The sequence below is a fragment of the Pseudomonas sp. GW822-FHT02G04 genome, assembly GCF_058802085.1.
In genome coordinates, this window is sequence record NZ_JBXANU010000004.1 from 216386 (window position 1) to 242793 (window position 26408).

Annotated in this window: 29 protein-coding genes and 2 pseudogenes; 13 read left to right on the plus strand and 18 right to left on the minus strand. The window is 60.3% G+C overall.

Features of this window, described 5'->3' with window-relative positions; all coding sequences use genetic code 11:
* Positions 1 to 16: 16 nt before the first annotated feature.
* The 6 genes from AC1RO5_RS07765 to AC1RO5_RS07790 form a co-directional block, all read right to left on the minus strand.
* Positions 17 to 1858, minus strand: a complete 1842-nt coding sequence (locus AC1RO5_RS07765; protein WP_493174171.1) for a nitric oxide reductase activation protein NorD — start codon at positions 1856 to 1858, stop codon at positions 17 to 19.
* 69 nt (positions 1859 to 1927) lie between these two features.
* Positions 1928 to 3355, minus strand: coding sequence for a cbb3-type cytochrome c oxidase subunit I (locus tag AC1RO5_RS07770; protein WP_493174173.1), 1428 nt, complete (start codon positions 3353 to 3355; stop codon positions 1928 to 1930).
* A 3-nt stretch (positions 3356 to 3358) separates the two neighbouring features.
* Positions 3359 to 3799 (minus strand): c-type cytochrome, encoded by a 441-nt coding sequence (locus AC1RO5_RS07775; RefSeq protein ID WP_019649082.1) that lies wholly within the window; start codon positions 3797 to 3799, stop codon positions 3359 to 3361.
* 261 nt (positions 3800 to 4060) lie between these two features.
* Positions 4061 to 4318, minus strand: coding sequence for a cytochrome C oxidase subunit IV family protein (locus AC1RO5_RS07780; protein ID WP_111454564.1), 258 nt, complete (start codon positions 4316 to 4318; stop codon positions 4061 to 4063).
* 11 nt (positions 4319 to 4329) lie between these two features.
* Positions 4330 to 4917 (minus strand): cytochrome c oxidase subunit 3, encoded by a 588-nt coding sequence (locus AC1RO5_RS07785; RefSeq protein ID WP_493174175.1) that lies wholly within the window; start codon positions 4915 to 4917, stop codon positions 4330 to 4332.
* Positions 4901 to 5683: a CbbQ/NirQ/NorQ/GpvN family protein gene (locus AC1RO5_RS07790; protein WP_493174460.1), complete on the minus strand. Its 783-nt coding sequence runs from the start codon at positions 5681 to 5683 to the stop codon at positions 4901 to 4903. Before AC1RO5_RS07790 ends, AC1RO5_RS07785 begins: the two co-directional genes overlap by 17 nt.
* 208 nt (positions 5684 to 5891) lie before the next feature.
* Between AC1RO5_RS07790 and AC1RO5_RS07795 the strand changes: the two genes are divergently transcribed.
* From AC1RO5_RS07795 to AC1RO5_RS07845, 11 genes and pseudogenes are all read left to right on the plus strand, one after another.
* The gene (locus AC1RO5_RS07795) at positions 5892 to 7583 is read left to right on the plus strand and encodes a cytochrome D1 domain-containing protein (protein ID WP_493174177.1); all 1692 of its coding nucleotides are present in this window, start codon (positions 5892 to 5894) and stop codon (positions 7581 to 7583) included.
* Between the two features lie 24 nt (positions 7584 to 7607).
* A complete protein-coding gene (locus AC1RO5_RS07800) occupies positions 7608 to 7922 on the plus strand; it encodes a c-type cytochrome (protein ID WP_493174179.1) in 315 nt (104 codons plus the stop codon).
* A 15-nt stretch (positions 7923 to 7937) separates the two neighbouring features.
* Positions 7938 to 8264: a c-type cytochrome gene (locus AC1RO5_RS07805; RefSeq protein ID WP_493174181.1), complete on the plus strand. Its 327-nt coding sequence runs from the start codon at positions 7938 to 7940 to the stop codon at positions 8262 to 8264.
* Entirely contained in the window at positions 8261 to 9439 is a 1179-nt protein-coding gene (locus tag AC1RO5_RS07810; RefSeq protein ID WP_493174183.1) for a cytochrome D1 domain-containing protein, read from the plus strand. The genes AC1RO5_RS07805 and AC1RO5_RS07810 overlap by 4 nt, the downstream gene beginning before the upstream one ends.
* A 1-nt stretch (position 9440) precedes the next feature.
* Positions 9441 to 9899, plus strand: coding sequence for an Lrp/AsnC family transcriptional regulator (locus AC1RO5_RS07815; protein ID WP_493174185.1), 459 nt, complete (start codon positions 9441 to 9443; stop codon positions 9897 to 9899).
* Positions 9896 to 10411, plus strand: coding sequence for a siroheme decarboxylase subunit beta (gene ahbB / locus AC1RO5_RS07820; protein ID WP_493174187.1), 516 nt, complete (start codon positions 9896 to 9898; stop codon positions 10409 to 10411). Before AC1RO5_RS07815 ends, ahbB (AC1RO5_RS07820) begins: the two co-directional genes overlap by 4 nt.
* Positions 10404 to 10847 (plus strand): Lrp/AsnC family transcriptional regulator, encoded by a 444-nt coding sequence (locus AC1RO5_RS07825; protein WP_493174189.1) that lies wholly within the window; start codon positions 10404 to 10406, stop codon positions 10845 to 10847. The genes ahbB (AC1RO5_RS07820) and AC1RO5_RS07825 overlap by 8 nt, the downstream gene beginning before the upstream one ends.
* Entirely contained in the window at positions 10822 to 11325 is a 504-nt protein-coding gene (gene ahbB, locus AC1RO5_RS07830) for a siroheme decarboxylase subunit beta (RefSeq protein WP_493174191.1), read from the plus strand. Before AC1RO5_RS07825 ends, ahbB (AC1RO5_RS07830) begins: the two co-directional genes overlap by 26 nt.
* Positions 11326 to 11365: 40 nt before the next feature.
* A complete protein-coding gene (gene nirJ, locus AC1RO5_RS07835; protein ID WP_493174193.1) occupies positions 11366 to 12544 on the plus strand; it encodes a heme d1 biosynthesis radical SAM protein NirJ in 1179 nt (392 codons plus the stop codon).
* A gap of 70 nt (positions 12545 to 12614) precedes the next feature.
* Positions 12615 to 13453 (plus strand): annotated as a pseudogene (gene cobA / locus AC1RO5_RS07840) (uroporphyrinogen-III C-methyltransferase).
* Entirely contained in the window at positions 13450 to 14943 is a 1494-nt protein-coding gene (locus AC1RO5_RS07845; protein ID WP_493174195.1) for a cytochrome D1 domain-containing protein, read from the plus strand. The pseudogene cobA and the gene AC1RO5_RS07845 overlap by 4 nt, the downstream one beginning before the upstream one ends.
* Before the next feature lie 186 nt (positions 14944 to 15129).
* Here AC1RO5_RS07845 and AC1RO5_RS07850 read toward each other — a convergent pair whose 3' ends face one another.
* From AC1RO5_RS07850 to moaC, 7 genes are all read right to left on the minus strand, one after another.
* Positions 15130 to 15873, minus strand: a complete 744-nt coding sequence (locus AC1RO5_RS07850) for an SDR family NAD(P)-dependent oxidoreductase (RefSeq protein WP_493174197.1) — start codon at positions 15871 to 15873, stop codon at positions 15130 to 15132.
* A 39-nt stretch (positions 15874 to 15912) separates the two neighbouring features.
* The gene (gene hemN, locus AC1RO5_RS07855; RefSeq protein WP_493174199.1) at positions 15913 to 17301 is read right to left on the minus strand and encodes an oxygen-independent coproporphyrinogen III oxidase; all 1389 of its coding nucleotides are present in this window, start codon (positions 17299 to 17301) and stop codon (positions 15913 to 15915) included.
* Positions 17285 to 18670 carry an oxygen-independent coproporphyrinogen III oxidase gene (locus AC1RO5_RS07860; protein WP_493174201.1) on the minus strand — a complete coding sequence of 462 codons (1386 nt, stop codon included), beginning with the start codon at positions 18668 to 18670 and terminating at the stop codon, positions 17285 to 17287. The genes hemN and AC1RO5_RS07860 overlap by 17 nt, the downstream gene beginning before the upstream one ends.
* 119 nt (positions 18671 to 18789) lie before the next feature.
* Complete coding sequence (locus AC1RO5_RS07865) at positions 18790 to 19233, minus strand: CopD family copper resistance protein (protein WP_493174203.1); 444 nt, start codon at positions 19231 to 19233, stop codon at positions 18790 to 18792.
* 54 nt (positions 19234 to 19287) lie between these two features.
* Complete coding sequence (gene moaE / locus AC1RO5_RS07870; protein WP_493174205.1) at positions 19288 to 19734, minus strand: molybdopterin synthase catalytic subunit MoaE; 447 nt, start codon at positions 19732 to 19734, stop codon at positions 19288 to 19290.
* A gap of 4 nt (positions 19735 to 19738) precedes the next feature.
* Positions 19739 to 19984 (minus strand): MoaD/ThiS family protein, encoded by a 246-nt coding sequence (locus AC1RO5_RS07875; protein WP_493174207.1) that lies wholly within the window; start codon positions 19982 to 19984, stop codon positions 19739 to 19741.
* Positions 19981 to 20454, minus strand: coding sequence for a cyclic pyranopterin monophosphate synthase MoaC (gene moaC / locus AC1RO5_RS07880; RefSeq protein WP_493174464.1), 474 nt, complete (start codon positions 20452 to 20454; stop codon positions 19981 to 19983). Before moaC ends, AC1RO5_RS07875 begins: the two co-directional genes overlap by 4 nt.
* 299 nt (positions 20455 to 20753) lie before the next feature.
* On the opposite strand from moaC, the pseudogene AC1RO5_RS07885 reads away from it, so the two are divergent.
* Both AC1RO5_RS07885 and AC1RO5_RS07890 read left to right on the plus strand, forming a co-directional pair.
* Positions 20754 to 21026 (plus strand): annotated as a pseudogene (locus AC1RO5_RS07885) (PAS domain-containing protein); the annotation flags it as partial.
* A gap of 210 nt (positions 21027 to 21236) precedes the next feature.
* Positions 21237 to 22319 carry a methyl-accepting chemotaxis protein gene (locus AC1RO5_RS07890; protein ID WP_493174466.1) on the plus strand — a complete coding sequence of 361 codons (1083 nt, stop codon included), beginning with the start codon at positions 21237 to 21239 and terminating at the stop codon, positions 22317 to 22319.
* Between the two features lie 146 nt (positions 22320 to 22465).
* Here AC1RO5_RS07890 and AC1RO5_RS07895 read toward each other — a convergent pair whose 3' ends face one another.
* The 5 genes from AC1RO5_RS07895 to AC1RO5_RS07915 all read right to left on the minus strand — a co-directional run bounded on the left by AC1RO5_RS07895 (position 22466) and on the right by AC1RO5_RS07915 (position 26407).
* Positions 22466 to 22867, minus strand: a complete 402-nt coding sequence (locus AC1RO5_RS07895) for an ExbD/TolR family protein (protein ID WP_493174209.1) — start codon at positions 22865 to 22867, stop codon at positions 22466 to 22468.
* 1 nt (position 22868) lies between these two features.
* Complete coding sequence (locus AC1RO5_RS07900; RefSeq protein ID WP_493174211.1) at positions 22869 to 23594, minus strand: MotA/TolQ/ExbB proton channel family protein; 726 nt, start codon at positions 23592 to 23594, stop codon at positions 22869 to 22871.
* Positions 23595 to 23694: 100 nt separating this feature from the next.
* On the minus strand, positions 23695 to 24507 hold the full coding sequence (locus tag AC1RO5_RS07905; RefSeq protein WP_493174213.1) for an energy transducer TonB: 813 nt from the start codon (positions 24505 to 24507) through the stop codon (positions 23695 to 23697).
* A 36-nt stretch (positions 24508 to 24543) separates the two neighbouring features.
* Positions 24544 to 25545, minus strand: coding sequence for an ABC transporter substrate-binding protein (locus tag AC1RO5_RS07910; RefSeq protein ID WP_493174215.1), 1002 nt, complete (start codon positions 25543 to 25545; stop codon positions 24544 to 24546).
* Positions 25546 to 25594: 49 nt separating this feature from the next.
* Complete coding sequence (locus tag AC1RO5_RS07915; RefSeq protein WP_493174217.1) at positions 25595 to 26407, minus strand: ABC transporter ATP-binding protein; 813 nt, start codon at positions 26405 to 26407, stop codon at positions 25595 to 25597.
* Position 26408 lies beyond the last annotated feature (1 nt).

Here is a 26408-nt window from a genome sequence, read left to right on the forward strand (position 1 = left end):
TTGATCAAACCGGGGTTCAAGGCTGGGTCAGCTGGCGGTACAGCTGCGGCAAGCGCAGGGGGAGTTGTTCGGGTTGGCGGATCAACGTGTAGCCATTGGCGCCGAACATGTACGGCAGGTAATCCCCGGCCTCGCGATCGATCGTGATACAGAACGGCGTCAGCCCCTGACGCCGTGCCTCCAGCACCGCCTCGCAGGTATCTTCAACACCGTAGCGCCCTTCATACAGATCCAGATCATTCGGTTTGCCATCCGTCAGCAGCAACAACAGTTTGCTGCGCCGCTTGCTCGTGCCCAACAGTTGCGTGGCCTGGCGAATGGCGGCGCCCATGCGTGTGTAATACCCCGGTTTGAGACCTTGAATACGACCTCGGGTGGTGTCGTCATAACGCTGGATGAACGACTTGAGTTCCTGCATGCGCACTTGCTGACGACGCAACGAGGAAAACCCGTACAGGGCGAAATCATCACCCAGCACCGACAAGGTTTCGCCGAACAGCAGCAGGCTGTCGCGGATGACGTCGATGACACGATGCTCATCGTTCAGGTGGGCGTCGGTGGACATCGACACGTCGGCCAGCAACAGGCACGCCAGGTCGCGGCGAGTCTGCCGCTGCTCCATGAACAAACCGCGTTCGGCGCACTGGCCATGCTCGCGATCAACGTGAAAATCCAGCCAGGCCTGCATGTCCAGCTCTGATCCCTGAGGTTGTTGGCGTAACCATTGACGATCATTGCGCAGGTGCTCGAACTGGCGCCGCAAGCGGTGCGCCGAGGCCTTCAAGCGTAGCGGCAGCGGCTGCGCCTCACAGTCGCGCGGCACCAGCATTTGCAGGTTGACGAAGCGGTCCTGCATCTGTTGTTTGCGATAGTCCCACTCCGGCAACTTGATGCCCTCGCCGAGGGGGATATCGTCGACATCGGCCGGTGGTAAATCCAGATGCAGCTTGAGACCGCCACCCTTGCGCAGGCGTGTGCGCGACAGCGTCAACTCATCCAGGTCGTCGGCGACTCGGGCAGCGTCCGGGTCTTCGCTGTCATCCGACCAGCGATCCAGGTCCACGTGCTCGGTCCAGCTGAACAGGTTCTCCAGACGCACCACCAGCAGCCCGCCTTCACGGGTGCTTTCATCGATCCGCGTCGCGCGTTTACGCCCGCCTTTCTGCTCGCCGGGTGGCGTGGTCAACGACTCTTCGGACTCATCGCCCAGATCGGCAGCCTGGGGACTAGCGAGGTGTTGCGGCGGGTACAACCACAGCGGCAGCGGCCACGCGGCCCGTTCGCTACGGGGAAAATGCTCGACACTGCCGGGCTCACGCAACGCCTGGCATAACGCCCGTTCCAGCGCCGCTTCGCTGGCGTTCAACGAGGCCGGATCGGGGCGCAATTGCAGATGGGCATCGACCAGTCGTTGGTACCGAACACGCAGCGCGGGATAGCGTCGCAGCAGCTGTTGCGTCCAGCGTTGATTGTCCCGGCCCCAGTGGCGCATCTGCCCGGCCTGCGCCGCGAGCAACGCGAGCCACCGATAGAGTTCCTCATTCAGTGCCACTTCAGGAAACACCGCCAGGCTCGATGGCAGCCGTAAATTACGCTCGTCACACCACGCCAACGGTACTTGTTTGCAGGTGCCGGCGATTTGCTGCAACACATTGCGTCGCAGCAGCAGATCGCGGTCGCTGGCCGCTTCCACACCGACGCCATTGGCACCGCCCATGGCGCGGAACAACAGCGCCAGCGGGCGTTGCTGGCTGGCCAGTTCAACCCGTGCTTCGGGGAAATCAGGGCTGGCGCGCCGGGTGATGAAACGATGCCAGACACTGCCTACCCACTCTTCCAGTTCAACGGTAAACGCCATGATGATTGCCCTTGCTGGAAACCAAAAAAACGGCCCGCTGTATCAGCCGGGCCGACCTTTTCTAGCCGTTCATGAAGGCACAACCGCAGCCGCGGCGCGCAAGGCTGCGCGGCCACGTTGCTTGAAGCTGAACAGGTAACAGAGCAACCCGGCGAAGAAGCCGAGACCGGCGCCCAGACGCGCCCAGAACAGCACTTGCAGATGTTCGACCGTGGCCATGAATGGCAATGCGATCCCATCAGCCTGCCAGCGTTGCAGGTAAACCTGTACGACACCGGCCGCGGTGAGGAACAGCGTGATCATCACCATCGACAGGGTCATCAACCAGAAGCCCCAGATTTCGAGGGTCTGTGAACGCTCGTCACCCGCTTCACCCAGCCCGCGCAGTCGTGGCATGGCGTAGCTGATCAAGGTCATCACGATCATCGCGTAAGCACCGTAGAAAGCCAGGTGACCGTGCGCTGCCGTCAGTTGCGAACCATGGGTGTAGAAGTTGACCGGCGCCAGGGTATGCAGAAAGCCCCAGACACCCGCACCGAAGAACGCCGTGACCGTGGTGCCCTTGGCCCAAAGAGTGGCGGCGCGGTTCGGGTGTTGCCGACGACGGTTCCTCACCATGCTGAAGGCAAAGATCACCATGGCCAGGAACGGCAGCGGCTCAAGTGCCGAGAAGATCGAGCCGACCCACAGCCAGACCTCGGGTGCACCAATCCAGAAGAAGTGGTGACCGGTGCCGATAATCCCGGTAATCAGCGCCATGGCGATGATCACGTAGAGCCATTTCTCCACGACTTCCCGGTCGACACCGGTGATCTTGATCAGCACGAAGGCGAGCATCGAGCCCATGATCAGTTCCCACACGCCTTCCACCCAAAGATGCACCACCCACCACCAGTAAAACTTGTCGCGGGCCAGGTTGCCGGGGTTGTAGAAGGAGAACAGGAAGAACACCGCAAGGCCGATCAACCCGGTCATCATCACCATGCTGACCGTGGTCTTGCGACCTTTGAGCAGGGTCATGCCGATGTTGTAGAGGAAGCCCAGGCACACCACCACAATGCCCATCTTGGTGATGGTCGGCTGCTCCAGGAACTCCCGGCCCATGGTCGGCAGCAGCTCGTTATGCGTCAGTTTGGCCAGGCCCGCATAAGGCACCAGCAGATAGCCGAGAATCGTCAGCACACCGGCGGCAGCGAATACCCAGAACAGAATGATCGCCAGTTTCGGGCTGTGCAGTTCGCGGTCGGCCTCTTCCGGAATCAGGTAATAGGCAGCGCCCATGAAGCCGAACAGCAGCCAGACGATCAGCAGGTTGGTGTGCACCATCCGCGCCACGTTGAAGGGAATGATCGGGAACAGAAAGTCTCCGATCACGTATTGCACACCCATGATCAAACCGAACAGTACCTGACCGAGAAACAGCATCAGGGCAAATACGAAGTACGGTTTGGCCACGGCTTGCGAGGCGAATTTCAGATGCGGATTAGCGATGCTCATCTCTTAGCCCTCCTTGTTTGGCGGCCAGCCATTGGTGTTGATGTTCGAGCTCCATTTGAGGAACTCGGCGATGTCATCCACCTCTTGCTCGCTCAACTTGAACTGCGGCATCGCTCGTCGGCCCGGTACACCCAGCGGCTGCATTTTCATCCAGGCATGCATAAAAGGTTTAAAACCCTCCTCCCCGCCGCGCCGCTGGAATACGTTGCCCAGCTCAGGGGCGAAATAGGCACCCTCGCCCAGCAGCGTGTGGCAGCCGACGCAGTTGTTTTGCTCCCAGACCGTTTTGCCGCGAATCACTGATTCGGTTAACTGCGCTTCGTTGCTGCGCACTGGAAAGGTCTGTTCCGTGTGATAGGTCAAGGCCAGGAATATCAGGAAGAAGAAGACGCTTCCCCCGAAGTAGATATTCCTGGCCATGCCTTTGGTGAAGGTCTCTGACATGGTCGCTTCCTCTTTGCTTGGCGTGCCCATGATAGAAAGCCAAGAGCTGAAACCTGCTTGATGGCGATCAAGAAAGGCAGATGGTTTTGGTCGGGTATCGGCGCCATGAAGCCAGGCACCACCTGTGGCGAGGGAGCTTGCTCCCGCTCGGTTGCGAAGCAGCCGTAAAACCTGTGTCTGCTTTCTATCTGAATATTCGCGGTGACTGGTTTTAGGGCCGCTGCGCGCCCCAACGGGAGCAAGCTCCCTCGCCACAGATGGCTAGCGGAACGACACCAGCGTCAACCCGACAACGGCCGCCAACACCAGCGCCCAGCTCACCATCAACCGGCGCCACAATCGCGGCGCGTGGCGCATCTCCATGAAGCCATCGGTGATCAGCCAGGCCTTGCCAACCGCCACCAGCAAAATGGCAATGGACAACAGCCACGTCGCACCGACTTGTGACAACACAACGGTGCACACGCTTAATGTGGCCAACGCTGCCCAGCAGACGAGCAACAACCTGGAAGCCGACATCAGAACCTCCGTCAATTCAGCACGTACACCAGCGGAAACAGCACGACCCAGATCAGATCGACCATGTGCCAATACAGCACGCCTGATTCAAACCCGCTGCGGTTGGTGGCGTTGTACAGGCCTCGACGGCAGCGCTCGGCCAGCCATCCGAGAATGACCATGCCGAGCAATACATGGAGAAAATGAAAACCGGTGAGGATCCAGTAGAGGGTGAAAAACGTGTTGTGCTCCATGCCCAGCCCCGAGGCCAGCAAGTGCCGGTATTCGGTAAGTTTCAACACCACGTAGACGCTGCCGGCAAGCAACGCGGCCAGCAGAAGCACGGCGCCGTGGCGGGACCGGGAACGCCTGACTTGCTCCTGAGCCAGCGCGGCGAACAGCCCGGCGGTGAGCAGGCTCAGGGTCATTGCCAGGCCGGTAGAGGTGTTGAGCAATTGACGGCTTTCACCGAACAACTGCGGCTTGAGTGCCTGGGTCACGGCGAACGCCAGAATCAGGATAGCGAACACCGACAACTCGGCCAAAATGAACAACCACATCGCCAGATCGCCCGGCAAGTGACCCGGTGAAACGCGTCTGGACTCAGCCAAAGTGGACATCAACCACGCCCATCAGCGCCGCAACCGTCAGCGGATCATCGCTCAGCGGCTCGGCCAGGCAGGCCATGCACGCTTCACGCGGGCTCATGCCGGAGCGGATCATTCGCGCGGTGAAAATCAGCAGCCGCGTCGAGGCGACTTCCTCAAGATCATGCTGATCCAGCCTTCGCAGGGCCTGCCCCAGCCTGACCACTTGCGCCGCCAACGCGCTGTCCACCTGCGCTTCCCGGCTGACAATACGCTCTTCGTCGGCCACCGGCGGATAGCCGAAACGCATCGCCACGAAACGTTGTCGGGTGCTGGGTTTCATGCCTTTGAGCAGGTTCTGGTAGCCAGGGTTGTACGACACCACCAGCATGAATGACGACGGCGCCTGCAGCACTTCGCCGGTGCGTTCCAGGAACAACTCGCGACGATCATCGGCCAGTGGGTGCAGTACGACCACTGTGTCCTGCCGCGCCTCGACCACTTCGTCCAGATAACAAATGCCGCCTTCACGCACCGCACGGGTCAGCGGCCCGTCCTGCCACCAGGTGCCTTGGGCGCCAATCAGATGGCGGCCAATCAGGTCGGCGGCACTCAGATCGTCATGGCAAGCCACGGTGTACAGCGGCAGCTTCAGCCGATGGGCCATGTGCTGGACGAAACGGGTCTTGCCGCACCCCGTCGGGCCTTTGATCAGCACCGGCATGCCGTGTTGCCAGGCTTGCTCGAACAGCGCCTCCTCATTGTTGAGCGGTTGATAGAAGGGTTCGCAAGACTGAATTCGGTCCATGGGCTACCTGTTCCAAAAGCGGATTCAAGCAACACGCTACGGGCGCCTGCGACAACCTGGCAAGCGGCATGGCCGGCAAACTTGATCGCGGTCAAGCGAGCATTGGCCTGCTCGGGCATAGCCTTGCATGGCACTAAGAACCTGCGTTCTGCGCTGCCGTTCCAGCACATCGCAAAGGTCTTGCCTGAGGAGAAATGGAATGCTGATCAGCAATAGAAAAACGTTTGCTCTGACTGTCGCCACATTGTGGTCGGCGCTGGCCCTTGCGGCGACTCACACGGCCAGAGCCGATGAGCCCGTCGCTGCCGCGGCCAGCCCGCTGATGGTCAAAACCGCCGGAGCGCCCGACATGAGTCAGGCCGAGTTCGACGCGTCCAAGGAAATCTACTTCCAGCGCTGCGCCGGCTGCCACGGCGTGCTGCGCAAAGGCGCCACGGGTAAACCACTGACGCCGGACATCACCCAGTCTCGCGGCCAACCGTATCTGGAGGCATTGATTACCTACGGTTCACCGGCAGGCATGCCGAACTGGGGAACATCGAACGCGCTGACCAAGGATCAGATTACGGCCATGGCCAAGTTCATTCAGCACACACCGCCCACGCCACCGGAATGGGGCATGGCCGAGACGCTGAAAACCTGGAAAGTGCTGGTCAAGCCCGAGGACCGTCCGAAGAAGCAACTGAGCAAACTCAATCTGCCGAACCTGTTTTCGGTGACGTTGCGCGATGACGGCAAGATTGCCCTGATCGACGGTGACAGCAAGAAAATCGTCAAGCTGATCGAGACCGGTTACGCGGTGCACATCTCGCGCATTTCTGCCTCCGGTCGCTACCTGCTGGTGATTGGTCGAGACGCCCGGATCGACATGATCGACCTGTGGCCGGTGGAGCCGACCAAGGTTGCCGAAGTCAAAGTGGGCATCGAGGCGCGCTCGGTGGAGACCTCCAAGTTCAAGGGCTACGAAGACAAATACACTGTCGCCGGCTCCTATTGGCCACCGCAATTCACCATCATGGATGGCGAAACCCTGGAGCCAAAACAGATCGTCTCGACCCGCGGCATGACTGTCGACAAGCAGGAATATCACCCGGAACCCCGGGTCGCAGCGATCATCGCCTCCCACGAATGGCCGGAGTTCATCGTCAACGTCAAGGAAACCGGCAAGGTCATGCTGGTCAATTACCAGGACATCAAAAACCTCACCATCACCTACATCGATGCCACACCCTTCCTGCATGACGGCGGTTGGGACAGCACCCATCGCTACTTCATGACCGCCGCCAACAACTCCAACAAAGTCGCCGTGATCGATTCCAAGGAGCGCAATCTGGCGGCCCTGGTCGACGTCGGCAAAACCCCTCACCCCGGTCGCGGTGCCAACTTCGACCACCCGACCTTCGGGCCGGTCTGGGCCACCAGCCATCTGGGTGATGAGGGCATCTCGCTGATCGGTACCGACCCGGTCAAACACCCGCAATACGCCTGGAAACAGGTCGCCTCGCTCAAGGGCCAGGGCGGCGGTTCGTTGTTCATCAAAACCCACCCCAACTCGCGCCACCTGTATGTCGACACCACCCTCAACCCGGACGCCAAGCTGAGCCAGTCAGTGGCGGTGTTCAACCTCGACAAACTCGACGCCGGCTACACCGTGCTGCCCATCGCCGAGTACGCCGGCATCAAGCAAGGCGCCATGCGGGTCGTGCAGCCGGAATACAACAAGGCCGGCGATGAGGTCTGGTTCTCCGTGTGGAGCGGTCAATCAGAGGAGTCAGCACTGGTGGTGATCGACGACAAAACGCTGAAGCTCAAATCGGTGATCAAGGACAAACGACTGATCACCCCCACCGGGAAATTCAATGTCTACAACACCCAACACGACATTTATTGAGCTCCATCAATGCAAGGAACGACCATGAAAAATACTCTGTTTTCACTGTTCGCCCTGACCGCTGCGCTGAGCGTGCAGCCGGCGCTGGCCCAAGACGCGCAGGAACTGTTCAAGAGCAAACCCTGCGCCGCCTGCCATTCCATCGACACCAAGCTTGTTGGCCCGGCGCTCAAGGATGTCGCGGCCAAGAACGCTGGCGTGCCCGAGGCCGTGGACACCCTGGCCAACCACATCAAGAACGGTACGCAAGGCAACTGGGGCCCGATACCAATGCCGGCCAACCCGGTGACGGATGACGAAGCGAAGACACTTGCAACTTGGGTCCTGAGTCTCAAATAGCCAACGGAGGGCGCCATGATGGTTCATCGACACGCAGTGGTTCTGGCGGCCCTCCTCCTTTTTTGCGCGACCTCGGTTGCGGCGCCGGACGCCAAGCGTCAGGCCCAACTCGAGCACCTGCTGGCCCAGGATTGCGGCGCCTGTCATGGACTGCACATGACCGGCGGGCTGGGTCCCGACCTGAGGCGTGCAACGCTGGCAGGCAAGTCCCGCGACAGCCTGATTGCCACCGTCACCCAAGGTCGCCCCGGCACCGCGATGCCCGGTTGGGCCCCGTTGCTCAGCCCGGACGACATCCGTTGGCTGGTCGATCTTCTTCTCCAGGGATATCCCGCACCATGATCCGTTCAATCCTGCTGTCAGCGGCGACTGGACTGTTGTTATCCGCCTGCACTCAGTCACCCTTGCGTGGTACCGGCGATCTGGGCGTGGTGGTGGAACGCGCCACCGGCAGCGTGCAAATCATCGAAAGCGCTACCCACACCGCGCTGGCCCGCCTCGTGGGCTTCGGCGACTTGTCCCATGCCTCGGTGGTGTTTTCCCGCGACCAGCGTTATGCCTATGTGTTCGGCCGCGACGGCGGGTTGAGCAAAATCGACCTGCTGACCCAACGCATCGACCACCGCGTCATCCAGGGCGGCAACAGCATCGGCGGCGCCATCAGTCAGGACGGCAAGTTGATCGCGGTCTCCAACTACGTGCCTGGCGGCGTGAAGGTGTTCGATGCCGTCACTCTGCAACAGGTGGCCGATATTCCCGCGACACCGCTCGCCGATGGCAGCAAACGTTCTCGGGTGGTGGGCCTGGTCGACGCGCCCGGTCAGCGTTTTGTGTTCAGCCTGTTCGATACTGGCGAGATCTGGACCGCCGATTTCAGTCAAGGCAGCACGCCGCGGATCAGCCGCTTTACCGACATCGGCCAGCAACCCTACGACGCGCTGATTACCCCCGATGGCCGCTATTACATGGCTGGACTGTTCGGCGAAGACGGCATGGCGCAACTCGACCTCTGGCATCCGGAGCGCGGCGTGCAGCGAGTGCTCGGTGATTACGGACGCGGCCAGGCGAAGTTGCCCGTCTACAAGATGCCGCACCTGGAGGGCTGGGCCGTCGCCGATCACCAGGCCTTCGTGCCCGCCGTCGGCCGTCATCAGGTGCTGGTGATGGATTCGCGCACGTGGCAGCAGACCGCTGTCATCCCGGTGGCCGGCCAGCCGGTGTTCGTCACGTCGCGGCCGGACGGTCGGCAACTGTGGGTCAATTTCGCCTACCCGGACAACGATCGAGTCCAGGTCATCGACAGCGAAACCCGTGCCGTAGTCGCCGATCTGCGACCGGGGCCGGCGGTGCTGCACATGGAATTCACCGCGCGCGGCGACCAGTTGTGGCTGTCGTTACGCGATGGCGATCAGGTTCAGGTCTGGGATCCGTATAGCCTGAAGCAGCTGAGCACCCTTCCCGCCACCGCGCCGAGCGGCATCTTCTTCAGCAGTCGCGCGCAGAAAATGGGCTACTGAAATGAACCTCGACCTGTTCAGCCGCCAACTGATCGACCGCTTCCAGCACGGCATGCCGTTGTGCCCGGAACCTTACAAGGAGATGGCGCGGATTCTCGGTTGTCGCGAGGCTCAGGTGATGGCTTGCCTGGACGCCATGGATCAGGCCGGCGTCCTCTCACGGATCGGCCCGGTGTTCGAGCACAGTCGCGCCGGTGCCAGCACCCTCGCCGCCCTCGCCGTGCCCGCCGATCGCCTGCAGCAGGTCGCCGAGCGCGTCAGCCAATATCCCGAGGTCAACCATAACTATGCACGGGAGCATTTCTACAACCTGTGGTTTGTGCTGACCGGGCCTGATCGCCCGCACATCGAACGTGTTCTCGAAGAACTTGAGAACGAAACCGGCCTCGTTCCGCTGGATCTGCCGATGTTGACCGCTTACCGCATCGACCTCGGTTTTGCCCTGGGAGAAGGCCCATGAAGCCGGGATTGAGCCCCAAACAGGCACTGGCGCTACGTCGGCATCTGGAAGGCGGATTGCCGCGGGTATCACGCCCTTATCAGGCCCTCGCGGAGCGGATAGACGCCGACGAAAACCAGGTGCTCGCGCAAATGCACCAATGGCACGAACAGGGGCTGTTTCGCCGGGTCGGCCTGGTGCTCAACCATCGCGCGTTGGGTTTTACCGCCAACGCCATGCTGGTGCTGGATGTTCCGGACGCACTGATCGACGAAGTCGGCCAACGCCTGGGGCGAGCGTGCGGTATCACCCTCTGCTATCAACGGCCACGGCGCCTGCCGCAGTGGCGCTACAACCTGTTCTGCATGGTTCACGGACGCCAACGCGCGCAGGTCGAGGCGCAGATCCAGGCGTTGCTGGAAGAACACTTGCTGAGCGACCTGCCCCATCAACTGCTGTTCAGCACCCATGCCTTCAAACAATGCGGCGCACGCTTTGCCCCCTCGCCAACAGGAGCTCCCCTCCATGAATGACCTCGACCGTCGGCTGATCAACCGCTTGCAGCTGGGCCTGCCGCTGGTACGCCATCCGTGGCAGGTACTGGCTGGCGAACTGGAGAGCACCAGCACTGAACTGCTCGATCGCCTCCATGACCTGCTGGAAGACGGCGTACTCACGCGCTTCGGCCCGATGTTCGACATCGAACGCCTCGGTGGCGCCTTCACCCTCGCGGCACTGGCGGTGCCGGAAGAACGCTTCGAAGAGGTCGCCGAGCAACTGCACGCCCTGCCTGAAGTGGCGCACAACTATCGACGCGAACACGCCTGGAACATGTGGTTCGTGCTCGGCTGTGCGACCGAACAAGGTATCACCGAGACCTTGCAGCACATCGAAACCCTGACCGGTTTGCCGCTGCTCAACGTGCCCAAAGAGGAAACTTACCATGTCGGTCTGTACTTCCCGGTCTGAAGACATCCTGGCGCGCCGTCTGATCGAACTGACCCAGACGGGCCTGCCGCTGTTGGACGACCCTTGGGCCTGGCTCGCTGAACAGCTGGACCTGAGCATCGAATCCACCCTGGATCTGCTCAAGCGCTTGCAGGCCGAGGGCGCGATCCGGCGTATCGCCGCCGTCCCCAACCACTATCGCCTGGGCTATCGCTACAACGGCATGACCGTTTGGGATGTGCGCGACACCGACATGCCGCGCCTCGGCGCGCTGATCGGCGCACAGCCTTTTGTCAGCCACTGTTATCGACGCCCGCGACGAACCGCGTGGCGCTACAACCTGTTCGCCATGGTGCACGGTCGCAGCCGCGAGGAAATCGACAGTTACCGCGAACACCTGCGCTACTTGCTGGGCGACGCCTGTGTCGCCGACGAGATGCTGGTGAGCAGTCGCATCCTGAAAAAAACCGGTTTACGACTACCGCCAGTGCCACGCTGAACACGCGCTGGTTCAAGGAGAGTTGCATAAGGAGAGTTGCATGTTGAGGATCAGCCAATACCTGCGTGCCCTGACCGGCCAGGTGCCGCCCCCCAGAACCAGCCCACCGGGCAGCAACCGGCCGCCGGTGGTGATCTGGAACCTGCTCAGGCGCTGCAACCTGACCTGCAAACACTGCTACGCCACGTCCGCCGACAGCGTCTTTCGCGATGAACTGGATACGCCCGCCGCGCTGACTGTGATCGACGATCTGTACGACGCCGGAGTGAAGGTATTGATTCTTTCCGGCGGTGAACCCCTGCTGCGTGACGATCTGTTTGTGCTCAGCGCCTACGCCCGCGCCAAGGGTTTCTTCGTAGCGTTATCCACCAACGGCACGTTGATCGATGAGCAGAACATCGCGCAGATCCGCGCGGCGAATTTCGACTATGTCGGGATCAGCATCGATGGCCTGGAAGCCACCCATGACGCCTTCCGCCAATTGAAGGGCAGCTTCGTCAGTTCCATGCGGGCGATCCGGCTCTGTCGCGAACAGGGCATTCGCGTCGGCCTGCGCACCACCCTGACCCAGGAGAACCATGCGCAGCTTGCGCAATTGCTGGCGCTGATGCGCGAGTACGACGTACAGAAGTTTTATCTGTCGCACCTCAACTACAGCGGTCGCGGCAAACGCAGCCGCCAGCTCGACGCCCGGCAGCAGATGAGCCGCGAGGCGATGACGCTGATCTTCGAACGGGCCTGGGAAGACATCCAGCACGGTCGCGACAGCGATTTTGTCAGCGGCAACAACGATGCCGACGCGATTCTCTTGCTGCAATGGGTGGGCCTGCATCTACCCGAACATTACCGGCGCCTGGAACATATGCTCCGCGCCTGGGGCGGCAACGCCTCGGGCAACGGCATCGCCAACATCGACAACACCGGCGAAGTGCACCCCGACACCTATTGGTGGCAGCACTCGGTGGGCAATGTCCGGCACACGCCGTTTCGCACGCTGTGGCTGGACCGCCCGGACGCCTTGTTGCAGCAGCTGCGCGCGCATCCTCGGGCCGTCGGTGGCCGCTGTGGTCAATGCCGCTGGCTAAGCATCTGCAACGGCAATACCCGCACCCGCGCCTGGGCCGAAGGTGATCTCTGGGGCCAGGACCCCGGATGCCACCTCAGCGATGAAGAAATCGGCATACCGCCATTAACGACCATCCCTTGCGTCATGCACTGAAGCACCCGCCTGGCGAGCCATCTGACAAAGGATGGGACCGGCCCACCTGATGAAGTACCAAGGACGTCCCATGCATCCATCGATTATTTTACCGGCGGCACTTGAGTCCCCGTTCAGACCGGGCGAAGTCGCCCTGGTCGGCGCTGGCCCCGGCGATCCACGCTTGCTGACCCTGCGCGCCTGGAGCCTGTTGATGCAAGCCGACGCCGTGGTTTACGACCGCCTGATCAGCCCCGAGCTGCTGGCGTTGATTCCCCTCACCTGCGCCCGGCATTACGTCGGCAAGGCCAGCGGCTGCCACAGCCTGCCCCAAGACCAGATCAACGAACTACTCGCCGACCTCGCCGATCTGGGGCAGCGTGTGGTCCGGCTCAAGGGTGGCGACCCGTTCATCTTCGGCCGTGGCGCCGAAGAGTGGAGTATCTGCTGCAACGCAACATTGACTGCCAGGTGGTCCCCGGCATTACTGCCGCCTCCGGGTGTAGCGCTTACGCTGGCATTCCGCTGACCCATCGGGATCTGGTCAACTCCTGTCGATTCATCACCGGGCACTTGCAACACGATGGTGAGTTGCAATTACCCTGGAGCAGCCTCGTCGACAGCAGCCAGACCCTGGTGTTTTACATGGGGTTATCAAATCTCGGGATTATCGCCCGGCGCTTGATCGAAGCCGGAATGCCCGCCGATACACCGGCGGCGCTGATCAGCAATGGCACGCGTCCCGACCAGCACGTTGCCCGAGGCAGGCTGCACCAATTGCCGACCCTGGCGCGGGATTGCCCACCTGGCATTCCGACGCTTGCGGTGATCGGCAAAGTAGTCGATCTGTTCGCTACCCAACAGCAGGAATTCCCGGCGCGCTTTTACCCCGCCCCAGCGCTGCAACGCCACCGCAAGGTGGCGATATGAGGCGCATGGTGCTTGGCCCATTGCTATGGATCGGTGTGGCTCATGCCGGTGCAGCGGTTCCGCCCTCCGACGCGGCCGTCAACCTCTACCAACAGCATTGCCAGGGCTGCCATGGCGCCAACCGTTTCGGCGGTGCGGGGCCGGCCTTGCTGCCGGAGAGTCTGAGCCGGATCAAACCCGACGAAATCCGCAACGTGATCCAGAACGGTCGTCCCGCGAGTCAGATGACCGGGTATGCCAACGTGTTCAACGCCACGCAGATCGACGCGCTGGTGGACTACCTCCAGCAACCACCCGCCACCCCACCCACCTGGAGTAACGATGACATTCGCGGCAGTCATTCGATTCTCGCCGATATCAACAAACTGCCCGACACGCCCCAGCATCGCGCCGATCCACTGAACCTGTTTGTGGTGGTGGAAGCCGGTGATCATCACATCGACATCCTCGACGGCGACCGCTTTGAAGTGCTTGCACGGTTCGCTTCGCACTTTGCAGTGCATGGCGGGCCGAAGTTTTCGCCGGACGGACGCTTCGTCTACGTGGCCTCTCGCGATGGCTGGATCAGCCTGTATGACTTGCACAACCTGAAGCTGATCGCCGAGGCCCGCGCCGGACTCAACACCCGCAACCTGGCGGTGAGCAAGGATGGACGCTGGGTGCTGGTGGGCAACTATCTGCCGGGCAATCTGGTGGTGCTCGATGCCCGCGATCTGTCACTGGTCAAAACCATCCCGGCAATCGGCCAGGACGGCACCGCGTCACGGGTCAGCGCGGTCTACACCGCGCCGCCACGGGACAGCTTCATCGTGGCACTCAAGGACGTGAAGGAAGTCTGGGAGCTGCCCTGCGCCGGCACACCGGATTTCGAACCGCGACGGATCCACGCCGAGGATGTGCTGGACGACTTTTCCTTTTCACCGGACTACAAGCAACTGCTGGCCACATCGCGCAAGGCCAAGGGCGGTCAGGTGATCGACCTCGACAGTGGCAAGGTGGTCACCGACATTCCACTGCCGGGCATGCCGCACCTGGGATCCGGAACCTACTGGAAACGCAACGGTGAGTGGGTGTTCGCCACGCCGAACATCAGCAAGGGCCTGATCTCGGTCATCGACTTCAAGACCTGGAAACTGCTCAAGGAAATACCGAGCCTGGGGCCGGGTTTCTTCATGCGTAGTCACCTCAACTCGCGGTATGCCTGGACCGACGTGTTCTTCGGGCCCGACAACGATGCGATCCACCTGATCGACAAACAGACCCTGGAAATCGCCCACACCCTGCGCCCGATGCCCGGCAAGACCGCCGCCCACGTCGAATTCACCCGCGATGGTCGCTACCTGCTGCTGAGTATCTGGGCCACCGACGGTGCGCTGATCGTCTACGACAGCAACACCCTCAAGGAGGTCAAACGCCTGCCGATGAACAAGCCGTCGGGCAAGTACAACGTGGGCAACAAGATCGAGTTTGCCGAGGGTACGTCGCACTAGATTTTGTGCCTGAATATCGAAATACACATCGCACTTGTGGCGAGGGAGCTTGCTCCCGCTCGGCTGCGAAGCAGTCGTAAAATCAGCACCTGCGTTTAATCTGAATGTACGCAGTGACTGCTTTTAGGGCCGCTTCGCGCCCCAGCGGGAGCAAGCTCCCTCGCCACAAGGTTTGTGTTCACCTCTTCAGCTCAAGGTATAACCGTTATCGACTTTCCAGTCCTGACCGTAGACGCCCCTGGCGCCTTGAGACAGCTGAAAGACAATCACGTTGGCCACCGCTGACGCATCGAGGAAATGACCGGGCAGCAGACGTTTGCCGAGGGTGTCGGCAACGTCGTCGAGTTCCCCGTCGCTCAACCCCAGGTTGTCCCACATCGAGGTCGCGGTCGGCCCCGGGGAGACCAGATTGATGCGCACGTCATAACGCGCGAATTCCACCGCCAATGTGCGCGCCTGCGCCGTCAGCGCTGCCTTGCTGGCAATGCAGGCGGCCAGACCGGGAAAGCTCGAACCGGTCAGGAAGCTGCCGACAAACACCACCGAAGCTGGATTCGCCAACTCCCCGCGCAACGCCGCCAGGGTATTCAACGCCCCGGCGCCATTGACCGCCCACTGGCGGTGGAAGGCCGGCATGTCGAGGCTGTCGGCCATTTCGGCGATACCCGCGTTGGGCACCAGATAATCCACCGGGCCCAGTTCCGACGCACGTTGGGCCAGCGCCTGCAGGTCATCCTGACAGGTCACGTCACCGGCACACCACTGCAGGCGCTCGCCATAGATCTGCTGCAAGGCCGGCAATTCACCGATTTTCCGTGACATCGCCAGCACCTTGACCCCGCGCGGCAACAGTGCCGCACACAAGGCCAGGCCTATCCCGGAACTGGCACCCGTGACCACCGCCAAACGGTCCTGAAACTCGGTTCTCATCATTTCCTCCTGGCATCGCGGACGCCAGCACTGGGGGCTTCAAACGGTACGTGAAAACCGGCCTTTTTGATCACCGCCCAAATAGGCATCAAACGCCATCGCCGCGCTGCGCATCATCAAATGCCCGTGGGGCAACAACACCAACGCGTCTTTGTGAATCTGCAGTAATCCATCGCGAACATGCTCGTCGAGTTGCATCAGCGCATCGGCAAAGTAATCGGTAAAGCAGATGTCATGACGCGCTTCAAACTTGCCGAAGTCGATCCGGCCGTGGCACATCAGATCGCTGATCACTTCACGGCGCAGCCGATCATCGGCGCTCAACCGGTAACCCCGATGCACAGGCAGCAAGCCTTGATCAATACGGGCGTAGTACTGCGAAAGCTCCTTGACGCTCTGGCTGTAGCTGTCGCCGACCTTGCCGATGGAAGACACCCCGAGACCGATCAAATCGCAGTCGGCGTGGGTGGAATAACCCTGGAAATTGCGTTGCAACGTGCCATTGGCCCGGGCCAGCGCCAACTCATCGTCCGGCAAGGCAAAATGGTCCATGCCGATATAGATATAACCGGCCTCAGTCAGACGACGGACAGTCAGTTCAAGCAATTCCAGTTTGCGCTCCGGTGGCGGCATGTCAGCCAAACGAATCAGCCGTTGTGCGCGCACCAGTTCCGGCAAATGGGCGTAGCTGTAGGCGGCAATCCGGTCCGGACGCAGCGCGATGACTTTGCCGAGGGTGACATCGAAACTCTGCACGGTTTGCAATGGCAGGCCGTAAATCAGATCGACACTGATCGATTTGAATCGCGCCTGACGCGCCGCAGCGACCAGCGCATGGATTTGCTCTTCACTTTGCTGCCGATTGACCGCAGCCTGTACGTCGGGATCGAAGTCCTGTACGCCAAAGCTCAAACGATTGAACCCCAACTGACGCAACAACTGGATCTGTTGCGTACTGATGGTGCGAGGGTCGACCTCGATGGAAAACTCATGGTCATCGCTGTCATCCATATCGAATGCCTGGTGCAGGCAGTCCATAAGGTCAGCCAGTTGTTCGCCGGTCAAATAGGTCGGCGTGCCACCTCCCAGGTGCAGTTGCGTGAGTTTGCGGGTGCGGTCGAACAAGGCAGCTTGCATCACGATTTCGCGCTTGAGGTACGTCAGGTACTCGACGGCGCGGTGGGTTTTCTGGGTAATGATTTTGTTGCAGGCGCAGTAGTAACAAAGGCTCTTGCAGAACGGGATGTGGATGTACACCGACAGCGATTTTGGCGTTGTCGCCTGGTTGCTGTCCGAGGCCGCACGCTGATAGTCATCGACGGCGAACGCCTGATGAAACTGCGGCGCGGTCGGGTAAGAGGTATAGCGCGGCCCCGGGAGGTCATACTTTTCGACCAGGGCGCGATTGAAATCAAATGAAGGTGTCATGATCAATCCATTCGCAAAGGGGTTCATGCCCCGCACCGTCCGAATCCTTTTCAAACAGGTTGCAGACAGCATCCACGTGCGGCCGACCGGCCGGAAGAATGCTGATGAAACGGTCAGACAGTTCAATCAACCCGTTACGGCTCAATTGCTCCAGCACAGGCCAGGCGGTGACAAAGTACTGGCGAAAAATGACTCCATGACGCGTCTCGATTGCCTGGATATCCAGCTCCAGATCACACGCCAGGCGCTCCATGACCATGTGTCTGAGCTGATTCCCTTCCTCACAGCGCCAGCCACGACTCGTCGGCAATTGGTCCATGTCCAGTTGCTGCTGGTACCGTTCCAGCTCGTCGGTGTTTTGCGCATACAAACCGTCGATCTGACTGATAGCGCCCAAACCGAACCCGATATGGTCGCAATGCCCGTGACGGGTAAACCCCTCACAATTGCGACGTAATCGGCCGCGCTCCTGAGCAATCGCCAAATCGTCATCGGGCCGGACAAACTGCCCCAGGCCAATGTAGTGATAACCGGCGCCGATCAGCTGTTCAAAGCAGATCCGGCGCATGGCGTCTTTATCTTCCTCGCTGCAAAACGCCCTGATTGTGTCTGCGGCCTTTGGCCGATAGCGTTGAGGTGGCCGGGAATAATCAAACACCAGCAGCCGGTCCGGCTCCAGTTCGATGATGGTTGCCAGTTTCAGCGCAAAACTTTCTGGCGTCTGCCAGGTATGGCCATAACCCAGATCGACATTGATGGATCGATAGCCGAAAGTACGAGCGGCATCGATAAGCGAATGGATCGGTGCCGGATTCTGGTAGCAGGCCACCGACATCGCACTGTCGGCACCGATGTCCGGAACGCCGATGCTGACATGGTTGAACGCAAGGTCACGCAGCATGCCCATGGTCGACCAATCCGTATGGTGAAGGTCCACTTCTATGCTGTAGTCACCGCACTCATGTCCAAGGAAGTTGAATCGGCCACGAAGGTGGTTCATCAGCCGTCTCAGGTGGGCGATGGCGGGTGTTCCGCCCCCCAGATGGAACTGCTCGACGCGCTGCCCGGTTCCCAGATGACAACCGACGAGGTCGATCTCATGTTGCAGACGCTGAAGATAGTGTTCGACACCACTGTGCTCGCATGAAATTTCGCGAGGGGAGCACAAGGCAGGCTTAAGGTTAGAAGGCAGTTGCACATTCAGCGACAGCGGACGGCACTTCTGACGGCTGCCGCGCAATGCACGAAGCAAATCCAGAGAGCCGACGCCGCCATGAAATTTTTCAGTGTCGACATGGCAGTTGGGGTCGAGTACGCCTTGATCGCGCCGGACGTTCAGCTCACCGGGGTTGTGAAATGAATTGAGCATAACGGGTCTCCGAGACTGGCTGCGGACCGCCAGTGTCGGAGTCTGGCGACCAATGCTCCTTGATTTGCATCAAGCGCGAGCAAAGTGCTTGTCGCGCAACAGACACCAGGCAAGCCCAGTCACCACGTCAGGTAAAACATCCACTTGGCCAACAGCACAATGACAACCATGTGGCAGAACAGGCTGCCATGGATGAAATGCAGGTATCGAGCACTCATCCGGCCACGTTTGAACAAAAACATGGCGACCAGGAAATGCAGCAGTACGCTGACGGCCGCCACGATTTTTAACATCAGCAACGTGCCAAACGATGAGGCCATTGGTGTGGCAAGGACCGGTAGATAGCGCAGCCAGACCATCCCCAACCCGGCACCGAACAACACCAGCAAGACCCATGGAATCAAGGTGCGTGCGCGCCGACCGATACCCTGCTCGAGCAGCAACATGACCTTGACGGGCAGCTGTTTGCGGATACTTTCAAGGAACAGGACTTCGAAGAACACCGTGCCGATGAAAATCAGCGCGGCAAACAGATGCAACGTCAGAAACAGCGGATAGAGCATGGGATTCTCGCTCTCAATACAGCTGAACACGATCCACTCACCGCGAGGGAAACGTCACTCCCATCGTTGCGCCGCCTCGCGATCACTGTGGCGAGCCTCGACCCAATGGGAACTCTCGGCCACCTGTTCTTTCTTCCAGAATGGCGCGCGGGTTTTCAGGTAATCCATTACAAACGCACAGGCATCAAAAGCCGCTTGACGATGACTGCTGCTGATGCCGACAAAGACAATGGGTTCTCCCGGTTGCAGCGCGCCGATTCGATGGATCAGCACCAGTCCGAGCAACGGCCAGCGCTGCCGGGCTTCGTCGGCGATCTTGCCCAGGACCTTTTCGGTCATACCGGGGTAATGCTCAAGAAACATCCCGGCGACTTCTTGTCCGACGTTGGTGTCACGTACATACCCGACAAAACTCACCACGGCACCGACATTCAGGCTCAAAGCCTGCAGGGTATTGATTTCGGTGCCGGGGTCGAAGCACTCTGTCTGCACTCGAATCATCGAATCACCCCCCCGTTACGGTTGGGAAAAAACCCACTTCATCACCGTCTATCAACGGCTCACCGAGCCCGCACATCTCCTGATTGCGGGAACACATGAGGTTCTGTTCGGCCAGCACCTGCCAGACGCCAGAACGATGTATCAGGTGCTGACGCAATTGATCGACAGAAGTGAAATCACCTTCAATCGTTTCATCGTCAAGACCAAGCGTTTCGCGGTACCGCGAGAAATACAAAACATTCAGCTTCATTGTTGCTGCGCCTGATACCAGCCACTTTTACCACCCTGCTTCTCCAACAGCCGCACCGACTCGATGCTCATGCCCCGGTCCACGGCCTTGCACATGTCATACAGGGTCAAGGCCGCCACACTGGCGGCGGTCAGCGCCTCCATCTCAACGCCGGTCTGTCCGGACAACTTGCACCGAGAAACAATGCGTACGCGTTGGTCACCTTCAAAACTCAACTCAACGTTAACACTGCTCAGAAGCAGCGGATGACAGAGCGGAATCAACTCACTCGTGCGTTTGGCCGCCTGAATGCCGGCGATCCGCGCTACCGCAAATACATCGCCTTTAGGGTGAGCACCACTGGCAATCAGTTGTCGGGTCTCGGCAAGCATATGAACCCATGCCTCAGCCACGGCTTCTCGGGACGTCACGCATTTATCCGTAACATCGACCATTCGCACGCGTCCCAGTGAGTCGAGGTGAGTCAGCATCATTTCAGTCATGAGCAATAAGCCTTGCGCTACCAACAGTCGGTTTCAGCGCAGAATACAGAGCAGGCCGACACATGCGGTTGACGCCAATCAAGTAATCCAGACAAGGCTATTCCTACAACCTTGCGTAAACCTGGATGTCGAGCACGGCCCCGGGGAAAAAAGATCTAAGCGGAATCCAACTCCCAATCGGCAAAACAGATGTAACTCATTGTTGTTAAAAATAATTTTAAAAAAATCACTCACCTTTTCCTGGCATCTGCCGATGGCTTTTTCACAGGACACAGGGAGCTGCAGGAATGAGGAACAACCAACCCGTTACGCAACGTGAGGTCGCGCTTGCACCTCAACAGAAACTCATCTCGACAACAGATGCTCGAGGAGTCATCACTTACTGCAATGACGCCTTCGTAGCGATCAGTGGCTTCGACAGAGCCGACCTGATTGGCGCACCACAAAATATCGTCCGCCATCCCGATGTGCCTCCTGCCGTATTCGCCCATATGTGGGGCGCTCTTAAGCAAGGCAACCCCTGGATGGGCATCGTCAAAAACCGCTCCAGAAACGGTGACCATTACTGGGTCAATGCCTACGTCACACCGATTTTCGAAGGCAGCCAAGTGGTTGGCTATGAATCGGTCAGGGTCAAACCCACTGCCGAACAAGTCCACCGCGCCGAAGCCCTCTACAAGCGCATCAGTCAGGGCAAGCCGGCCATCCCCGCGCGTGACAAGTGGCAACCGGCCCTACTTGGCTGGCTGCCATTCCTGGTTATGGGCTTGGTGGGGGCTTTGAGTGGTGTCTTACTCAGCACCTTCGTGGCCATTATCGTCACGGCAGCTGTCTCTGCACCGCTCGGACTGATCATCACGCGCTGGCAAAAGCAGGCGACATTGCGCTTGTTACAGATGGCTGAACCTTCCACCTCCGATCAACTGATCGCGAAAATGTACAGCGACGAATGTGGCCCTCAGGCACGCCTGGAAACCGCCTTTGTGAGCCAGACCGCGCGCCTGAAGACCTGTCTTACACGTCTGCAGGACACCGCGGAGCAACTCAGCGGACTCGCAGGGAGGTCCGACGTATTGGCCGCCGACAGCTCACGGGGTCTTGATCGCCAGCGTGTCGAGACCGAACAAGTGTCCGCAGCGGTCAATCAGATGGCGGCGACCACACAAGAAGTCGCCAGCCATGTCCAACGCACCGCTGACGCCTCCCAAGAAGCTAACTTGCTGACCGGACGCGGACGCGATGTGGCCCGAGATACCCGCGAAGCGATCCAGCGACTGTCCGCAGTGGTTGGCGAAACCGGGCAGACGGTCGCGCAGCTGGCCAAGGACAGCAATGAAATCGGAACCGTGGTCGATGTCATTAAAGGCATTGCCGATCAAACCAACCTATTGGCCCTGAATGCCGCGATCGAAGCCGCGCGCGCTGGTGATATGGGTCGAGGCTTCGCCGTGGTGGCGGACGAGGTGCGTCAGTTGGCGCAGCGCACCTCTGAATCCACGACGCAGATCCATGGCCTGATAACCAAGCTCCAGATGTCTTCCGATAACGCCGTGCAAACGATGGAAAGTGGTCGCCGTCAGGCCGAAGAAGGTGTGGTGTGGGTGCTTGAGGCAGACAAAGCGTTGGTAGGTATCAGTGAAGCGGTCGCCAACATCACTGATATGACAACCCAGATAGCAGCGGCCACTGAAGAGCAAACCGCCGTTGCAGAGGAAATCAGCCGTAATATCACCACCATCTCGCACCTGGCAGATCAGACGTCGGAGCAGGCCCATCATTCGGCAGAGTTAAGCAAGGAATTGACCCGGACAGCTAATACTCAGTATTCATTGGTCGAGCGCTTTAATCGATAACTAGAGGTGTTTGAGCTGACCGAAGAAGCTCGCAGTTGACCGGCGAAAATACGGGAGAGCACCGACCTCAAGTGTTTTGCGCCACAATCGGCATGGGGGCGGCCTTCATAGGCCGTTCCCCTGCCACAATGCAATAAACCCGAAACCTATTTCGCCGTAATCACCGACAGCTTGGTAATCCCCGCTCGCTCGATAGACGCCATGGCCCGGGCGACCTCGCCATAATTCACGCCGTTGTCCGCCTGCAGTTGCACGCGCACGTTGGGGTTTTTCGCTTTGGCCGCTTGTAGGTTGAACTCGAGCAGATCCGCCTGGATCTCGTCCTTGTTGATGAACACCTTGCCCTTGTCGTCGATGCTCACCACCAGCGGATCTTTCTGCTCAACCGGCGCCACCGACTCGGTCTTCGGCAGGTTGATCGGGATCGCGTTGGTCAGCAGTGGCGCGGTGACGATAAACACCACCAGCAGCACCAGCATCACGTCCACCAGTGGCGTAACGTTGATCTCGCTGAGCACTTCATCGCTGTCTTGTGTGGAAAAGGCCATCTCAGGACGCCTCCTTGACTTGCTGTCCGGCGACGGTCGCACCGGACTTGCTCAGCACCGGGTGCAGCAGCACGCGGAACGCGTTTTTCTGCGCCAGGCTGTAGAAGTCGTGGGCAAAGTCGTCGAGGTCGGCGGCGGTCAGCTTCAGGCGACGCAGGTAGTAGTTGTAGACCAGCACCGCCGGCACCGCGACAGCGATGCCGACGCCGGTGGCAACCAAGGCGGCACCGATCGGCCCGGCTACGGTTTCCAGGCTCGCCGAGCCTGCCGCACTGATGCCTTTCAAGGCCGACATGATGCCCCATACCGTGCCGAACAGGCCGATGAAGGGCGAGGTGCTGCCAATACTGGCGAGGATCGCCAGGCCGCTTTCAAGCGAACGCCGTTCCCGCACGATCTGTTGGCGCAGGGCGCGCTCGAGACGGTCCTGATGGTTGATCGCCTGGCTCAAGTCGGCGGCTTGTGCGCCCTCTGGCACCTGGATCGCGGCGTAACCGGCCAGTGCCACGCGAGCCGCAGCGCCCGGTTGACCATGGGCCAATTCAGCGGCGGAATCGAGACTGGAAGCGGCCCAGAAGTGTTTATGGAATTTGCGATCCTGGGTCTTGAGACGGGTGAACTGCACGCCCTTGAGCAAGGCCAGCCCCCAGGTGGCGACGGAAAAGAGGATCAACAGCCAGATGACAGTGTGTTCGATGGATTCGAAAGGGGATGCGATCAGGTTCATGGTCAGGCTCTCCAACAAGGCATTAAATCGGTTGTAGCGATGCGCCTTTTGTCAGGTGGCCCGCAGCGTATTTCGATAGGTATGCTTTTAATAGGTATGGCTACTTGATTTTGAAGTCGATCGGCACGCTGACCCAGCCGTCCAAAGCGACATCACCCTGCTTGGCCGGGACGAAACTCCAGCGCTTGACCGCGGCCAGTGCCGCGTCGTCGAGTTGATCGCGGCCACTGCTTTTCTGGATCTGGATTTCGCCGGGTTTGCCGCTGGCCAACACATGCACCCGTAACAACACCGTGCCTTCCCAACCGCGACGCATCGCCAGCGACGGGTATTCCGGTGCCGGGTTCTTCAAGTAACCGGCGCTGGCCGACGCCGGGGTCACCGGTTTCGGTGGCGGCGGTGCGGGTGGCGCTAGTGCGGCGACCGGTTGTGGCGGCGCAGGTGGCGCAGGCGGCTGCTCCACCGGTTTGGCCACGGGTTTGGGCACCGGCTTAACCACAGGTTTCGGTTTTGGAATCGGTTTAGGAGGCGGTGGCTTCACGGCCAATTCGTCCTCCACCGGCGGTGGCGGCTCGACCGCTGGCTGTGGAATCGGCTCGGGCGGAGGCGGTTGTACCACCGGAGGTGCTGGCTGCGAAAACTCGATGGTCATCGGCGGAATCTCAGGCGGTACCACCGGCAGTTGCGGGGGCGGCGTCTGGTTGACCCAAACAATCACCGCGCTATGCAACACCAACGCGAACACTCCCAGCAACACCACTTCGCGGCGACTCAACACGTGCCTGGGCGTGCTGAGCTGCCGCGACAGCGCCAAGGGTTCGCGGAAGACCCGGCCAAGATCGAGCAACTCGCCGCCGGGCAGCGGATGACGAAACACTTCTCGGGCACTGGTGGCGCTCTGGACATTGCCCATTGATAGACTCCTGTAAATCTTCAGGGAGAACCCGGACTACCGCGCCGGTTCCGATTGCGTGACTGTCAGTGGCGCAGCGGAAAACACTGCCGTATCGGTGAGTTTTTCCACATCAACACGATGGGGAAAGATCTTCTTTTCCACGAACAAGTCATCGACTTGCTGCAAGGCCTGAACATCCCGCGGTTCAACCGGCAACAGCGACTCATCGCCCCAGCTGCGCAGCGTCTGCGAGACTTCAAGGGGAATGTCGTTGACCTTGGCGAAGACCCGAGCGTACTCGTCGGGATTGCGCTGCGCCCATTCGAACGCCTTGGCGAAGCGCTGCAATACATCACTCAGTGCCTTGCGTTTGAGCGGGTCGGTCAGCACTTCATCGGAGGCGGTGATAAACGTCAGCCCGGTGTTGATGCCTTCGCCACTGATCAGCACCCGAGCGCCCTTCTGCTCGGCGAATGCCTGATACACCCCGAACGTGGCCCAGGCTTCGATTTTCCCGGCGTTGAACGCCGGCAAGGCATCGGTCGGCAAGACGAAGCCGACGTTGACGTCTTTCTCGTCGACCCCGGCATTGGCCAGCGCGCGAATCAGCAGGTACTGGGAAATGCTGCCTCGGGCCGACGACACCACCACGTTGCGACCTTTCAAATCCGCGACACTGCGAATCGTTGAGTCCGGCGGAACCAGAATCGCGATCCCTCTCGATTGACTGCGCCGAACCGCGACAATCCGCAATGGCGTGCCGCCAGTCGCCGCCGCGAGCACCGGCGTATCACCGGCCGGCCCCAGATCGACAGCCCCGGCGCGCAGGGCTTCGAACAGCGGCGCGGCGCCCTGGAAGTTGGCCCACTGCACCTTGTAGTCGATGCCCTCCAGCGCATTTGCCGCCTCGACCACCGTGCGCAAGCCCTTGGCTTGATCGCCCAACACCAGCGTCACGCCGGACAAATCTGACTGGGCTGCGGATGGAGATTTTGTCTCGGCGGTATCACCGCAGCCGCCGAGCAACAACGCAGCGCCAGATAACAGCACGGCCATGGATTTCCAGACACGTCCTGGCCTGTTGGAGCATCCCTTTATTAAAAGATCAGCCATGGGCGAAACGCCGAACGTTGCCGGTCGACGCCGCCGGTGCAGTGCCGGTCGTTTGAGCCGCTGGCTCGTTCGCTTCAACCCCCAACAGGCTGAGCAGACGCGCGCGGATTTGCTGAAAGCCTTCCTGACCGGTGTCCCGGGCTCGTGGCAGGTCGATGGTCAATTGTTCAGCTATCTTGCCGTTGGCCAGCACGATGACCCGATCGGCCAGCAGGATCGCTTCATCGACGTCGTGGGTCACCAGCAGCACCGCTGGCGTATGTTTGCGCCATAGCTCGATGATCAGCCGATGCATGCGAATCCGGGTCAAGGCATCGAGTGCAGCGAACGGTTCATCGAGCAGCAACAGCTTCGGTTCGCGCACCAGGCCGCGCGCCAACGCGACCCGCTGTGCTTCGCCGCCGGAGAGCGTCGCCGGGTAGGCTTCCAGGCGATGGGCCAGGCCCACTTCGGTCAGCGCCTGCACCGCCCGCGCCTTGGCGTCGGGAATGTGCAGGCCGAGAATCACGTTCTTCCAGGCACGCTTCCACGGCATCAGCCGGGGCTCCTGAAACACCGCCGCCCGTGCCTTGGGTACCCGCAACTGGCCGCTGTCGATGCTGTCGAGCCCGGCCAGGCTACGCAGCAAAGTGGTCTTGCCCGAACCGCTGGCCCCCAGCAGCGCGACGAACTCGCCGGGTGCGATGTCCAGGTCCAGGCCGTCGATGACTCGCTGTTGACCAAACTGGCGCACCACATTGCGCAGTTGTACGGGCGCTGCTGAATGGGCGGTTTTAGACGCGTCCAAAAGATCGATGCTCGACATA